Raw genomic sequence first — 14,176 nt, forward strand, 5'->3', positions numbered from 1 at the left:
CGCGACCTGCGTTGCGGATTCCCCCTCGGTGGTCGAGTAGCCGTGCGAGCATGCGAGCCCGGCGTATCGAGACCCTCCGCGAGCCGGCCTTCCCTCCGATGGTCGAGTAGCCGCGTGACTGTGCGACAGGGCGCCCCCTTTTTTCGCTGATCGAGTAGCCGCGCGAGCCTGCGAGCCGGCGTCCCTTCCGATGGTCGAGTAGCCGCGCGAGCCTGCGAGCCGGCGTATCGAGACCCCAACCTGAATTGATTTGCATCGTCATGCATAATCATCGTATGACGATCAGGGTGGCAGTCGCCGGTGCGAGCGGCTATGCAGGTGGTGAGATCCTCAGGCTTCTCTGCGGACACCCGCGCCTGCGAACCGGGGAGCTCGAGATCGGTGCCCTGACCGCCGGAGGCAACGCGGGCAGCACCCTCGGAAGCCAGCACCCGCATCTTCTCCCGCTGGCGGACCGCATTCTCGAGGACACCACTCCGGAGATCCTGGCTGGACACGACGTCGTGTTCCTCGGCTTGCCGCACGGCACGTCCGGGGAGATCTCCGACGCGCTCCCGCCGACCACACTGATCATCGACTGCGGCGCCGACCACAGACTCGAGTCCGCTCAGGACTGGACCGACTATTACGGCGGCGACCACGCCGGGACGTGGCCTTACGGCCTGCCCGAGCTCCCGGGAAATCGCGACCGACTGCGTGACGCGTCGCGGATCGCGGTGCCGGGCTGCTATCCGACCGTGTCCATCCTCGCACTGCGTCCGGCCATCGCCGCGGGACTCGTCGAGCCACACGCCACCGTGGTCGCGGTCACGGGCGCCTCGGGCGCGGGACGGTCGCTCAAGGTCGATTTCCTGGCATCGGAGGTCATCGGGTCGGCCCGTGCCTACGGCATCGGCGGGACACATCGGCACACACCGGAGATCGCCCAGGCACTGTCCGCGGCTGCCGGAACCCCGGTCGGGGTGTCGTTCACGCCGATCCTGGCCCCGATGGCCCGTGGCATCCTCGCCACCTGCACGGCGCGGACGTCGGCGTCGGTCGGCGAGGTACGCGCTGCGTACGAGAAGGCTTACGACGACGAGCCGTTCATACACCTCCTGCCCGAAGGTGCCTTGCCGGCAACCGGTTCCGTGGTGGGCGGCAATGCGGTGCAGCTCGCGCTGACCGTCGACGAACGGGCCGGCACCCTTGTGGTGGTCGGTGCGATCGACAACCTGACCAAAGGCACCGGCGGAGCGGCCGTGCAGTCCATGAACCTCGCACTCGGCTTCGACGAGACCGAGGGCTTGAGCACCGTGGGGGTGGCGCCATGACGACCGACGACCGGATCACCCCCGGAGCGCCTCTCGACGCACCGCGGCTGATACGCGCGCAGGGGGTGACCGCGCCGCTGGGCTTCCGCGCCGCGGGCATCGCCGCCGGCATCAAGGCATCCGGCGCGCTCGACCTCGCCCTCGTGTTCAACGAAGGCCCCGACCACGCCGCGGCGGGTGTGTTCACCCGCAACCAGGTGAAGGCCGCGCCGGTGCTGTGGAGCCGGCAGGTCCTGACGACCGGTCGACTCCGCGCGGTTGTGCTGAACTCCGGTGGTGCCAACGCCTGCACCGGTCCCGGTGGGTTCCAGGACTCCCACGCGACCGCCGAGGCGGTCGCCGAGGCACTCAGCAACTGGGGCACCGAGACCGGTGCCATCGAGGTGGCGGTCTGCTCCACGGGTCTCATCGGTGACCGGTTGCCGATGGACAAGATGCTGGCCGGTGTCACCGAGATCGTCCAGGACATGGGCGGGGGCCTCTCCGGTGGAACCGACGCGGCCCACGCGATCATGACAACCGACACGGTGCCGAAACAGGCTGCGCTGCATCATCCCCAGGGATGGAATGTGGGCGGGATGGCCAAGGGTGCGGGAATGCTGGCGCCGTCCCTGGCCACCATGCTGTGCGTCCTCACGACCGACGCGCATGCCACCGCCGAGCAACTCGACACCGCGCTGCGGCGGGCGACTGCCCTGACGTTCGACCGATTAGACGTCGACGGAGCTGCATCCACCAACGACACGGTGCTGCTGCTGAGTTCGGGCGCCAGCCAGATCCCGGTCGAGCAGGCAGATCTCGACGCCGCGGTGCTCGCCGTCTGCGACGACCTCGCCGCCCAGCTGATGGCCGATGCCGAAGGTGTCACCAAGCGCGTCGTGATCACTGTCGCAGGTGCGCCGACCGAGGACGATGCGGTCACCGTCGCCCGGGCCGTCGCAAGGGATTCGCTGGTCAAGACCGCGCTGTTCGGGTCCGACCCCAACTGGGGTCGGGTGCTGGCCGCCGTCGGTATCGCGCCGGTCACGATCGACCCGGACCGGATCGCCGTGTCGTTCAACGGGACACCCGTCTGCCAGAACGGTTGCGGGGTGCCCGGTGCACGTGAGGTCGATCTGTCCGGAGCCGACATCACCGTCGAGATCGATCTCGGACTCGGTGACGCGTCGGCCGCCATCCGCACGACGGACCTGTCGCACGGGTACGTCGAAGAGAACTCGGCGTACTCGTCATGACCGGCGAGTCCACCCTCACTGCTCTCGACAAGGCGCTCGTCCTCGCCGAGACGCTGCCGGCCCTGCAGGCGCTGCACGGAGCCACCATCGTGATCAAGTACGGCGGCAACGCGATGGTCGACTATGAACTCAAGCGCGCGTTCGCGACGGACATGGTGTTGTTGCGCGCCTGCGGGATTCACCCGGTCGTGGTCCACGGCGGTGGTCCGCAGATCTCGGCGATGCTCAAGCGACTCGGCCTCGAGGGCGAGTTCCGCGGCGGATTCCGCGTCACCACCCCCGAGGTGATGGACGTCGCGCGGATGGTCCTGTTCGGCCAGGTCGGGCGAGAGCTCGTCGGCCTGATCAACTCCCACGGTCCGTACGCTGTCGGGATCACCGGTGAGGACGCGCACCTGTTCACCGCGAGTCGGCGAACGGTACTGGTCGACGGCACGGCCACCGACATCGGTCTCGTCGGCGACATCGCGTCAGTGAACACGTCTGCGGTACTCGATCTCGTTGCCGCCGGGCGTATTCCCGTCGTGTCCACCATCGCGCCGGACCGCGACGGCGTGGTCCACAACATCAACGCGGACACCGCGGCAGGGGCACTCGCCGAAGCGCTGGGCGCGTCCCGCCTCGTGATGCTCACCGACGTCGAAGGTCTCTACACGGACTGGCCGGACCGGACGTCGCTGGTGTCGCAGATCGGGACCGACGAACTGTCCGGGTTGCTCGGCTCGCTCGATTCCGGCATGGTCCCGAAGATGGAGGCCTGCCTGCGAGCGGTGACCGGTGGCGTGGGCGCCGCACACGTCATCGACGGGCGGGTACCGCACTCGGTGATCGCCCAATTGCTCACCGCCAGTTCGACCGGGACCACGGTGGTCGCAGACACCGACGGAGAGGACGCATCATGACCGAACCGCTGCAGCAACGGTGGTCGGCGGCCCTGATGAACAATTACGGCACCCCGGCGATCGCACTGGTCGACGGGTCCGGTGCCGTGGTGCGCGACGCCGACGGCAACGAGTATCTGGACCTCCTCGGCGGCATCGCGGTCAACGCGCTCGGCCACGCCCATCCGGTGCTCGTCGAGGCCGTCACGAACCAACTGCAGACGCTGGGACACGTCTCGAACCTCTACATCAGCGCACCCGCGGTCGAATTGGCCGAACGCCTGCTGGACAAATTCGGTCACCCGGGGCGGGTCTTCTTCTGCAACTCCGGAACCGAGGCGAACGAGGCGGCGTTCAAACTCGCCCGCCGCACGGGGCGACCGGAGATCGTGGCGGCCGACCGGGCCTTCCACGGCCGCACGATGGGGGCGCTCGCCATGACCGGGCAGCCCGCGAAACGTGCGCCGTTCGAACCGATGCCTCCCGGTGTACGGTTCGTTCCCTACGGTGACGTGGAGGCGCTCGACGCCGTGGTGACCGAGCGCACGGCGGCCGTCATCCTGGAGCCGATCCTGGGGGAGAGCGGTGTCGTCGTGCCGCCGAACGGCTACCTGGCCGAAGCCCGGCGCATCACCTCCGAGCGTGGCGCGTTGTTGATCTTCGACGAGGTGCAGACGGGGATCGCCCGCACCGGTTCGTTTTTCGCGCACCAGGCGGCCGGGGTGGTGCCGGACGTGATGACGCTGGCCAAGGGTCTCGGCGGTGGACTGCCGATCGGGGCCTGTCTTGCGACCGGGGCTGCCGGCGACCTGTTCGAGCCGGGGCAGCACGGAACCACGTTCGGTGGCAACCCGGCGTGCACGGCCGCGGCGCTCGCGGTACTCCGGGTGATCGATGAGGACGGCCTCGTCGATCATGTGGCGGCGGTGGGCAAGTCGATCGCCGCCGGAGTGGAGAGCCTCGGTCATCCGCAGGTGTCGCATGTCCGGGGGGCCGGCTTGTTGCTCGGCATCGTCTTGAACAGTCCGATCGCCGCCCGGGTCGAAAAGGCCGCGCGCGATGCAGGTTTCCTGATCAACGCACCCGGCCCCGACGTCCTGCGGCTCGCGCCGCCGCTGATCCTCACCGAAGAGCAGGGGGCGAGCTTCGTCACCGCACTGCCCACCATCCTGGACCGGGCGACCGCCCAGAACACCGAGGGGGAGAAGGCATGACGCGACACTTCCTACGCGACGACGACCTCACGCCCGATGAGCAGGCCGAGGTGCTGGCGCTGGCCGCAGAGGTCAAGGCGGCGCCGTTCGCCAACCGGCCGCTCGAAGGACCGCGAGGTGTCGGCGTGATCTTCGACAAGAACTCCACCCGTACCCGGTTCTCGTTCGAGATGGGCATCGCACAGCTCGGTGGGCATGCCGTCGTCGTCGACGGAACCACCACCCAGCTCGGCCGCGACGAGACCATCGAGGACACCGGCCGGGTGTTGTCGCGCTACGTCGACGCGATCGTGTGGCGCACGTTCGGCCACGACCGCCTCGAAGCGATGGCGTCGTCGGCGACGGTTCCGGTGGTCAACGCCCTGTCCGACACGTTCCATCCCTGCCAGGTGCTCGCGGACCTGCAGACCATCATCGAGCACCGTGGCCGCACGGCCGGGCTCTCCATGACCTACCTCGGCGACGGCGCCAACAACATGGCGCACTCACTCGCACTCGGTGGCGTGACTGCCGGGATGCACGTGACCATCAGTGCGCCACAGGGTTTCGAACCCGCGCCGGAGGTCGTCACGGCGACCGAGGCGCGTGCCCGCGAGACGGGCGGTTCGGTGCGGGTGGTGACCGACCCGGACAAGGCCGCCGAGGGCGCCGACGTGCTGGTCACCGACACATGGACGTCGATGGGCCAGGAGACCGACGGCAAGGACCGGCACGGCCCGTTCCTCCCATATCAGATCAACGAGGACCTGCTCGCCCGGGCGGACGCGAATGCGATCGTGCTGCACTGCCTTCCGGCGCATCGTGGGGAGGAGATCACCGACGCGGTCATCGACGGGCCGGCGAGTGTGGTTCTCGACGAAGCGGAGAACCGGCTGCACGCCCAGAAAGCACTGCTGCTGTGGCTGCTGAGGAAATGATGACCACCGACCAGCCGACGTCGGCGAAGCACGGGCACGACCGGCTGCCGGCCGGGAGTGAGACGCGGTTGGCCGCCACCAAGGCCGGGCGTCACGCGCGGATCATCGACCTGCTCGCCGCTCACCAGGTGCGTAGTCAGTCCGAACTGCAGCATCTGCTCTCGGCGGAGGGCATCGATGCGACGCAGGCGACCCTCTCACGCGATCTCGACGAACTCGGTGCGATCAAGCTACGGGGCGCCGACGGCGGGACGGGCCGATACGTCGTCCCCGAGGACGGCTCGCCGGTGCGCGGGGTGTTCGGCGGGACGGACCGCCTGTCGCGGCTGCTGGCGGAACTGCTGGTCTCCACCGACTCCAGCGGAAACCTCGCGGTGCTGCGGACGCCCCCGGGAGCGGCCCACTACCTCGCCAGCGCCATCGATCGCGCCAGCCTGCCGGACGTGGTCGGCACGATCGCCGGCGACGACACCATCTTCGTGGTGGCACGAGAGCCGGTGGACGGGGCGGCGCTCGCGCGACGAATCGAGGGCCTCGTGTAGCAGAGCAGGTCCGGTCTGCTCGCCTCACTCCCGACGGCCCCAACCCCCAGCCCAGTACCGACAACTCGAACAGCGACAATCAGAACAACAGGCGCCGAGCGGGACGATCCCGCACCGGTGCGCAGAACCACAGGAGAAATGACATGGCGGAACGCGTCGTACTCGCGTACTCGGGCGGCCTCGACACCTCGGTCGCGATCAGCTGGATCGGCAAGGAGACCGGCAAGGAGGTCGTCGCCGTCGCGCTCGATCTCGGCCAGGGCGGCGAGGACATGGACGTGGTGCGTCAGCGCGCGCTCGACTGTGGCGCCGTGGAGTCCGTGGTCGTCGATGCGCGAGACGAGTTCGCCGACGGCTACTGCCTGCCGACCATCACCTCCAATGCGTTGTACATGGATCGCTACCCGTTGGTCTCGGCGATCTCTCGTCCGCTCATCGCCAAGCATCTGGTCACCGCGGCGCGCGACCACGGCGGCACGATGGTCGCGCACGGCTGTACCGGCAAGGGCAACGACCAGGTGCGTTTCGAGGTCGGGTTCGCCTCTCTGGCCCCCGATCTGGAGGTCCTCGCCCCGGTCCGTGACTACGCGTGGACGCGGGAGAAGGCGATCAGCTTCGCCGAGGAGAACGACATCCCGATCAACGTCACCAAGAAGTCGCCGTTCTCGATCGACCAGAACGTCTGGGGACGCGCGGTCGAGACGGGCTTCCTCGAAGACCTGTGGAACGCGCCGACCAAGGACGTCTACGACTACACCGACGACCCCACCGTCAACTGGAATTCGCCCGACGAGGTCATCGTCAGCTTCGACAAGGGCCGCCCCGTGGCCATCGACGGGCGCCCGGTCAGTGTCCTCGAGGCCATCCAGGAACTGAACCGCCGCGCCGGTGCACAGGGAGTCGGCCGGCTCGACGTCGTCGAGGACCGCCTCGTCGGCATCAAGAGCCGCGAGGTGTACGAGGCGCCCGGCGCGATGGTCCTGATCCGGGCCCACGAGGAGCTCGAGCATGTCACCCTGGAGCGCGAACTGGGCCGCTACAAGCGGCACACCGACCAGAAGTGGGCCGAATTGGTGTACGACGGACTGTGGTTCTCGCCACTGAAGCGTTCGCTGGACGCCTTCGTCGCCTCCACCCAGGAGCACGTCAGCGGTGACATCCGGCTGGTACTGCACGGTGGCCACATCGCGGTCACCGGGCGTCGCAGCGGTGAGTCGCTCTACGACTTCAACCTGGCGACCTACGACGAGGGCGACAGCTTCGACCAGTCCGCCGCCCGCGGATTCGTCGAGCTGCACGGCCTGTCGTCGAAGATCGCGGCCAAGCGGGATCTCGACCTGTGACCTCGCATGGCACCAACGAGGGCTCGCTGTGGGGCGGGCGCTTCGCCGACGGTCCGGCCGCGGCGATGGCCGCGCTGAGCAAGTCCACCCACTTCGACTGGGCGCTGGCGCCGTTCGACATCGAGGCGTCGATGGCGCATTCGCGTGTGCTGTTCCGCGCCGGCCTGCTGACCGACGAAGAACTCGAGGCGATGCTGGTCGGGTTGTCGAAGCTCGCCACCGACGTCGCGGACGGGAGCTTCGGCCCGGCCGAGAGTGACGAGGACGTCCACGGCGCTCTCGAACGTGGCCTGATCGAACGCGTCGGACCCGAGCTCGGTGGGCGGTTGCGTGCGGGCCGGTCCCGTAACGACCAGGTCGCGACGCTGTTCCGAATGTGGTTGCGCGCCGCCATGCGTCGGGTCGCGATCGGGGTGCTCGACGTCGTCGACGCTCTGATCGCGCAGGCCCGCGCGTATCCGGACACGGTGATGCCCGGCAAGACCCACCTGCAGGCCGCCCAGCCGGTCCTGCTCGCCCACCAGTTGCTCGCGCACGCGCACCCGCTCGTCCGCGACGTCGACCGACTGGCCGACGCCGACCGGCGAACGGCCGTGTCACCCTACGGTTCCGGTGCCCTCGCGGGATCCTCGCTGGGCCTCGACCCCGCCTCCATCGCGGCCGATCTCGGTTTCGACCGGCCGGCCGAGAACTCGATCGACGCGACCGCCGCACGAGACTTCGCGGCAGAGGGCGCGTTCGTCCTGGCAATGATCGGGGTGGACCTGTCGCGTCTGTCCGAGGAGATCATCCTCTGGAGCACACCGGAATTCGGCTACGTGACGCTGGCCGATGCGTGGTCGACGGGCAGTTCGATCATGCCCCAGAAGAAGAACCCCGACGTCGCCGAGCTGACTCGCGGGAAATCGGGACGGTTGATCGGCAACCTGACCGGTCTGCTCGCGACCCTCAAAGCCCAACCGCTGGCCTACAACCGCGACCTACAGGAAGACAAGGAGCCCGTCTTCGACTCGGTCGCACAACTCGAACTGTTGCTGCCCGCGGTGGCGGGCATGGTCGGAACTCTCGAGTTCCATTCCGACCGCATGGCCGACCTCGCACCTGCGGGTTTCACCCTTGCCACCGACATCGCAGAATGGCTTGTCCGGCAGGGAGTTCCGTTCCGCGTCGCGCACGAGGTGGCGGGGGCGAGTGTACGGGCGGCAGAGGAACGTGGCGTGGGGCTCGCCGACCTCGACGACCAGACGTTGGCATCCATCAGTCCCGACCTGCGTTCCGAGGTGCGTGACGTGCTGACCGTGCGTGGTTCGATCGAATCACGTGATGCCCACGGTGGCACGGCATCGGTGCAGGTCGCCCGTCAGCTGTCCGAACTGACTGAGCAGGTCCGGCGACGACGCGCAGCATGGACGGGGGACGGAGACCCGGCCGACACCTGAGTACGCTGATGACGCCACCTGCGGGGAGGTCGGTACAGTGACGTGCATCACTCGAACTACGAGGGGAGGGGGTCGGCGTCATGGTGGCACTCCCTGCGCTGCCCAACGTCGGAGCCGCGGTCGGTCGAGTGCTCGCGACCGCTCAGAACGGCCTCGAGGTACTGCGATTCGGTGGACTCGACACCGGGACCGAGCCGGCGCCGTTCAGCGTCGTCGAGAACGAGAAGATGTTCCGGCTCCGCAGGTACTTCCCGGATACGCCGACCACCGGCCCGCAAGTCGTCCTCGTCCCACCGATGATGGTGTCGGCCAACGTCTATGACGTGACCGAGCACAACGGCGCGGCCTCGATCCTGCATCGCGCCGGGATCACGCCGTGGGTCATCGACTTCGGCTCGCCGGACGCCGAAGAGGGCGGGATGGAGCGCACCCTCGCCGACCACGTTGTCGCGGTGAGCCGGGCCATCGACCTGATCGTGGAGGCCACCGGAAAGGACGTGCACCTGGCCGGTTACTCGCAGGGTGGGATGTTCGCGTATCAGGCCGCGGCGTACCGACGGTCGAAGTCGATCGCGAGCCTCATCACCTTCGGCAGCCCGGTCGATGTGCTCGCAGCGCTGCCGTTGGGATTGCCCGCCAACCTCGTCGTCCCGGGCGCCGAGATCCTCGCCGACAACGTCTTTAACCGGTTGTGGGTTCCGGGCTGGATGGCTCGTGCCGGTTTCCAACTCGTCGATCCGGTGAAGACGGCCCGCAGCCGCATCGATTTCCTCCGCAAGCTGCACGACCGAGACGCATTGCTGCCCAGGGAGGACCAGCGGCGCTTCATCGAGGCCGAGGGCTGGGTCGCGTGGTCGGGGCCCGCGGTGGCAGAACTGTTGCGCCAGTTCGTGGTCCACAACCGGATGGTGTCCGGCGGATTCGTCATCAACGGTGAGCTGGTGTCCTTGACCGAGATCACCTGTCCGGTCCTCGCCTTCCTCGGGGACGCCGACGACATCGGTCAACCGCTGGCCGTCCGGGGGATCCTGCGCGCTGCCCCGAGCGCCTCGGTGTTCGAATCCCGCGTGCCGGTCGGACATTTCGGGCTCGTCGTGGGCAGCACCGCCGGGGCACACACCTGGCCCACCACTGCGGAGTGGGTGTTGTGGCAAGCGGGCCTGGCCGAACGGCCGCCGCTGGTGGAAGAGATGCCGGAGACACCGGATCCGCACGGGTCGGGCGTGAGTCTGTCGTCGCGCATCACCCACGGAATCGGCTCGCTGGCGGATGCCTCCGCAGGGGTGTCGCGCGACCTGCTCGTCATGGCCAACACACTGCAACGAAGCTCGCGGGCGGTGGCGCAGGAGTCCGTGCGGACGGTGCCGCGGCTGTTCCGGCTCGGGCAGATCCAGTCCGGGACCCGGATCTCGCTGGGAAAACTCATGTCGGAGAACTGCCGACGCGCCCCGAAGCAGGAGTTGTTCCTGTTCGAGAACCGGGTGCTCACCCACGCCGACGTCAACACGCGTATCGACAACGTCGTCGCCGGGCTGGTCGAGTGCGGGGTGCGCCCCGGCCAGCACATCGGGGTCCTGATGGACACCCGCCCCAGCGCGCTGGTCGTCGTCGCCGCGCTGTCCCGCCTGGGCGGTGTCGCGGTCATGCTGGCAGCCGACGGCGACGTGCGGGAGATGCTGCGGCTGGCCGACAGTTCGGTGATCGTGACCGACCCCGGCCACCTCGACCAGGCCACGCGGGTGTGCGATCGGGTCCTGGTGCTCGGTGGTGGCAGTGGCGACACGCGGACCATCGAACGGGCCGACGGGTCGTCGGTGATCGACATGGAGCAGATCGACCCGGAATCCGTGCAGATGCCGTCGTGGTATCGACCCGATCCGGGGCTCGCGGGAGATCTCGCGTTCGTCCTGTTCACCCGCGGCGCGGGGCAACTCGCACCGTGGCCGGTGACCAACCACCGATTTGCCCAGTCCGCATTCGGCGCAGCGTCGGCGGCCGGTCTCACCGTGCGGGACACCGTGTACTGCCTCCCGCCGCTGCATCATGCATCGGGGCTGCTCACGACTCTGGGCGCGACCGTGGTCGGACGTTCCCGCATCGCGCTGTCCAACGGTGTCGACGCGGACACCTTCACCACGGAGGTGGACCGCTACGGGATCACGGTCGTCTCCTACACCTGGACGATGATGCGTGACATCGTGCGCGCCGACGGGTTCCGGATCAATCAGCACAACCCGATCCGCCTGTTCATGGGATCGGGCATGCCGGTGGGCCTGTGGGACGACGTCGTCGCCAGCTTCCCGCGAGCTCGCGTCCTCGAGTTCTTCGCCACCGCAGACGGGTCGGCCATTCTCGCCAACGTGTCCGCCGACAAGGTCGGCTCCATGGGACAGTCACTACCGGAGACGAATCCGGTCGAGATCGCCGCCTACGACCTCGAGAACGAGCGGTTGATCATCGACGACGCCGGTTTCGTGCGGCGAGCCGAGGTCGCCGAGCCCGGTCTGCTCCTGGCCCGCAACCGGCAGCGGTTCGACACCTCGGCGACCGTGCTGCGTGACGTCTTCGCACCACACGATCGCTGGGAGGTGTCGGGGCACCTGTTCGTCCGCGACCTGGCTGACGACCTGTGGTTCCTGGGCTCCCTCGACAGCATCATCCGCACGTCGGACGGACCGGTGTATGTACCACCGGTCGAGCAGAGTCTGTCCCGCATGCCGACGACCGACCAGGTCGTCGCCTACGGCGTGGGTGAACCGGGACGCCAGATCGCGGTGGCGGCACTGACACTGAGGCCGAACCGGAAGACGGACTCCCTGACCGTCACCCAATTGCGCATCGCGCTCGGTGAGTTGGGTGCTCACCAGCGGCCGCACCTGATTCACGTGGTCGACGAGATCCCGGTGTCCGACGCGTATCGGCCGGTTTCCTCCGGCTTCGCGCGGCGCGGTCTGCCCCACCCGGGAGCGAAGGTCTGGTATCGCGACAGCGAGGGACATTATCGCAGGTACACGCGGTCTGCGGCCGCCACGCTGGGGTGGTCCGCGAAAGCCGGAGCGGGCGGTTCGGTTCCCGCCGCGGCCGAAAACTGACCGTGGGTGGCACAACGCCGCCGAAACTGGGCATGACACTAGAGTGGTCGGCGATCACCGCAGCCGAGGAGGGACCCAGAGATGGCGACACGAGCCGAATCGATCGATCCGATCACTCGGGAACGGCTGGTGTGTCCGCAGGACCGCGGCCCCCTCGTCGACGCGGGCGACGAGCTGTACAACCCGAGGTTGCGGGTCGCGTATCGCATCGATGCCGACGGGATACCGGTCATGCTGGCGGACGAAGCGCGGACCGTCGACGAGGCGGAGCACGCCCGCCTCACGAGCTCGGCACCCGACATCGGTGACGGAGACGTCCAGCGATAGGTGCTGGGCAGGTGCCGGCCTCGTCGTCGGCGGGTGACAAGATCGTGGGGTGAGCACCGAGTTGTCCGACGGGCCGAAGACCGACATCCTCTCCGAACTGTCCTGGCGGGGCCTGATCGCCCAGTCGACCGACCTCGATGACCTGCGCGCCGAGATGGCGCGCGGCCCCATCACGCTGTACGCCGGCTTCGACCCGACCGCCGCCAGTCTGCACGCCGGGCATCTGGTCCCGCTTCTCACGCTGCGGCGGTTCCAAGAGGCCGGCCACCGTCCGATTGTCTTGGCGGGCGGCGCGACCGGGCTGATCGGCGACCCCCGCGACGTGGGGGAGCGCACGATGAACGCGCCGGACACCGTCGCCGAATGGGCCGACCGGATCGGTGGCCAGCTCCGACGATTCGTCACGATCGACGATTCACCCACCGGTGCTCTGATCGTCAACAACCTGGATTGGACGGGCAAGCTCAGCGCTGTCGAATTCCTGCGGGACCTGGGCAAGCATTTCTCGATCAACGTGATGCTCGCCCGCGACACCGTCCGGCGGCGGCTGGAGTCGGACGGCATGAGCTACGCGGAATTCAGTTACCTGCTGTTGCAGTCGAACGACTTCGTCGAGCTCAACCGCCGCCACGGATGCGTGTTGCAGATCGGCGGCTCGGACCAATGGGGCAACATCGTCGGCGGCGTCGACCTCGCGCGACGCCTGGACGCGACATCGCTGCACGGCATGACGGTCCCGCTCGTCACATCCTCGGACGGCAAGAAGTTCGGGAAGTCGACGGGCGGCGGCAGCCTCTGGTTGGACCCCGAGTTGACCAGTCCGTACGCCTGGTACCAGTACTTCGTGAACACGGCCGATGCCGACGTCGTCCGGTACCTCCGGTGGTTCACCTTCCTGGGTCGCGACGAGATCGACGAGCTCGAGCGAGCGACCGCCGAGACACCGCACCTGCGGACCGCGCAGAAGCGACTTGCCGCCGAGATGACCACACTGATCCATGGCGCCGAGCACACCGCGGCAGCCGAGCTGGCGAGTCAGGCGCTCTTCGGCCGGGCCGATCTCGCAGATCTCGACGAGCACACGCTTGCGGCCGCAGTCGGGGAGACCTCGGTGGCCGACTACGCAGACGCCAGCCCGACGTTGGTCGAGTTGCTCGTCGACACGGGGTTGTCGGACAGCAACAAGGCCGCACGCAGAGCGATCAGTGAAGGTGGCGCGTACGTGAACAACGTGAAGGTCACCGACGCCGAGTGGCAGCCGACGAGCGCCGACCTGCTGCACGGTCGCTGGCTCGTGATCCGCCGTGGGAAGAAAACCTTCGCCGGAGCACGCTTAGCGCTCTGACCAGGCGATTTGACGCTGTGTTCTCGCCTGTGTAACTTAATCGACGCACCGCAGCGAGGAACTTCCCGGGGCCGACAGGAACCGGGGAGAAACCAACTGCCCGAGGCCGCTGGCCTGGGACAGAAGCTGCGGACCGACACCCGGATAACGAGAAGCAGCCTAGAGTTGCGGATCAAAACCGGGTAAGGTAGCCTAGAAGAGTTGCCCCGGAGACGGTCGCAACACTTCAGAACAGACAGCTCGTCGATGAACGCCTCTTAACTGAGGAGGTATCTGCGGGTGTGTGTTCTTTGAGAACTCGATAGTGTATTGGTGGATTGTTTGATGCCATTTTTTTGAGATGGCATCGGAGTTTTTTGATGCCAGATTTTTTGGATTGATTTGTCAGGTTTATCTTTCCTGATTGTGTTGAAATTGCGTCGGTTTGCCGGCGTGTTTCGATAGGTTTTCATGGAGAGTTTGATCCTGGCTCAGGACGAACGCTGGCGGCGTGCTTAACACATGCAAGTCGAACGGAAAGGCCCTGCT

The 14,176-nt window shown here is 67.7% G+C and carries 11 protein-coding genes and 1 rRNA gene; all 12 read left to right on the forward strand.

Annotated elements, in window-relative coordinates; all coding sequences use genetic code 11:
• Nucleotides 1-275 precede the first annotated feature (275 nt).
• Nucleotides 276-1,313 carry an N-acetyl-gamma-glutamyl-phosphate reductase gene (gene argC, locus V1Y59_RS22685; RefSeq protein ID WP_330507299.1) on the forward strand — a complete coding sequence of 346 codons (1,038 nt, stop codon included), beginning with the start codon at nucleotides 276-278 and terminating at the stop codon, nucleotides 1,311-1,313.
• Entirely contained in the window at nucleotides 1,310-2,548 is a 1,239-nt protein-coding gene (gene argJ, locus V1Y59_RS22690) for a bifunctional glutamate N-acetyltransferase/amino-acid acetyltransferase ArgJ (protein ID WP_330507300.1), read from the forward strand. The genes argC and argJ overlap by 4 nt, the downstream gene beginning before the upstream one ends.
• Nucleotides 2,545-3,450: an acetylglutamate kinase gene (gene argB, locus V1Y59_RS22695; RefSeq protein WP_330507301.1), complete on the forward strand. Its 906-nt coding sequence runs from the start codon at nucleotides 2,545-2,547 to the stop codon at nucleotides 3,448-3,450. The genes argJ and argB overlap by 4 nt, the downstream gene beginning before the upstream one ends.
• Nucleotides 3,447-4,643 (forward strand): acetylornithine transaminase, encoded by a 1,197-nt coding sequence (locus V1Y59_RS22700; RefSeq protein WP_330507302.1) that lies wholly within the window; start codon nucleotides 3,447-3,449, stop codon nucleotides 4,641-4,643. The genes argB and V1Y59_RS22700 overlap by 4 nt, the downstream gene beginning before the upstream one ends.
• Nucleotides 4,640-5,560 (forward strand): ornithine carbamoyltransferase, encoded by a 921-nt coding sequence (argF, locus tag V1Y59_RS22705; protein WP_330507303.1) that lies wholly within the window; start codon nucleotides 4,640-4,642, stop codon nucleotides 5,558-5,560. The genes V1Y59_RS22700 and argF overlap by 4 nt, the downstream gene beginning before the upstream one ends.
• A complete protein-coding gene (locus tag V1Y59_RS22710) occupies nucleotides 5,560-6,102 on the forward strand; it encodes an arginine repressor (RefSeq protein WP_330507304.1) in 543 nt (180 codons plus the stop codon). Before argF ends, V1Y59_RS22710 begins: the two co-directional genes overlap by 1 nt.
• Nucleotides 6,103-6,245: 143 nt before the next feature.
• Nucleotides 6,246-7,445 (forward strand): argininosuccinate synthase, encoded by a 1,200-nt coding sequence (locus V1Y59_RS22715; RefSeq protein WP_330507305.1) that lies wholly within the window; start codon nucleotides 6,246-6,248, stop codon nucleotides 7,443-7,445.
• Nucleotides 7,442-8,884: an argininosuccinate lyase gene (argH, locus tag V1Y59_RS22720; protein WP_330507306.1), complete on the forward strand. Its 1,443-nt coding sequence runs from the start codon at nucleotides 7,442-7,444 to the stop codon at nucleotides 8,882-8,884. Before V1Y59_RS22715 ends, argH begins: the two co-directional genes overlap by 4 nt.
• A gap of 80 nt (nucleotides 8,885-8,964) precedes the next feature.
• Complete coding sequence (locus tag V1Y59_RS22725; RefSeq protein ID WP_330507307.1) at nucleotides 8,965-11,976, forward strand: AMP-binding protein; 3,012 nt, start codon at nucleotides 8,965-8,967, stop codon at nucleotides 11,974-11,976.
• Nucleotides 11,977-12,057: 81 nt separating this feature from the next.
• Nucleotides 12,058-12,303 carry a Trm112 family protein gene (locus V1Y59_RS22730; protein WP_330507308.1) on the forward strand — a complete coding sequence of 82 codons (246 nt, stop codon included), beginning with the start codon at nucleotides 12,058-12,060 and terminating at the stop codon, nucleotides 12,301-12,303.
• Between the two features lie 49 nt (nucleotides 12,304-12,352).
• Nucleotides 12,353-13,648: a tyrosine--tRNA ligase gene (gene tyrS, locus V1Y59_RS22735; protein WP_330507309.1), complete on the forward strand. Its 1,296-nt coding sequence runs from the start codon at nucleotides 12,353-12,355 to the stop codon at nucleotides 13,646-13,648.
• A gap of 447 nt (nucleotides 13,649-14,095) precedes the next feature.
• Nucleotides 14,096-14,176, forward strand: a 16S ribosomal RNA gene (locus V1Y59_RS22740); the annotation flags it as partial.

It is taken from the genome of Gordonia prachuapensis, from assembly GCF_036350515.1.
In the GTDB taxonomy this organism is placed as follows: Bacteria; Actinomycetota; Actinomycetes; order Mycobacteriales; family Mycobacteriaceae; genus Gordonia; species Gordonia prachuapensis.

Excerpts from the sequence above, each read along its gene's own strand:
- V1Y59_RS22730 (WP_330507308.1), top strand. The coding sequence starts at position 12,058 with ATGGCGACACGAGCCGAATCGATCGATCCGATCACTCGGGAACGGCTG.
- V1Y59_RS22725 (WP_330507307.1), top strand. The coding sequence starts at position 8,965 with ATGGTGGCACTCCCTGCGCTGCCCAACGTCGGAGCCGCGGTCGGTCGA.
- argF (WP_330507303.1), top strand. The coding sequence starts at position 4,640 with ATGACGCGACACTTCCTACGCGACGACGACCTCACGCCCGATGAGCAG.
- argJ (WP_330507300.1), top strand. The coding sequence starts at position 1,310 with ATGACGACCGACGACCGGATCACCCCCGGAGCGCCTCTCGACGCACCG.
- argC (WP_330507299.1), top strand. The coding sequence starts at position 276 with ATGACGATCAGGGTGGCAGTCGCCGGTGCGAGCGGCTATGCAGGTGGT.
- V1Y59_RS22715 (WP_330507305.1), top strand. The coding sequence starts at position 6,246 with ATGGCGGAACGCGTCGTACTCGCGTACTCGGGCGGCCTCGACACCTCG.
- argB (WP_330507301.1), top strand. The coding sequence starts at position 2,545 with ATGACCGGCGAGTCCACCCTCACTGCTCTCGACAAGGCGCTCGTCCTC.
- V1Y59_RS22710 (WP_330507304.1), top strand. The coding sequence starts at position 5,560 with ATGACCACCGACCAGCCGACGTCGGCGAAGCACGGGCACGACCGGCTG.
- V1Y59_RS22700 (WP_330507302.1), top strand. The coding sequence starts at position 3,447 with ATGACCGAACCGCTGCAGCAACGGTGGTCGGCGGCCCTGATGAACAAT.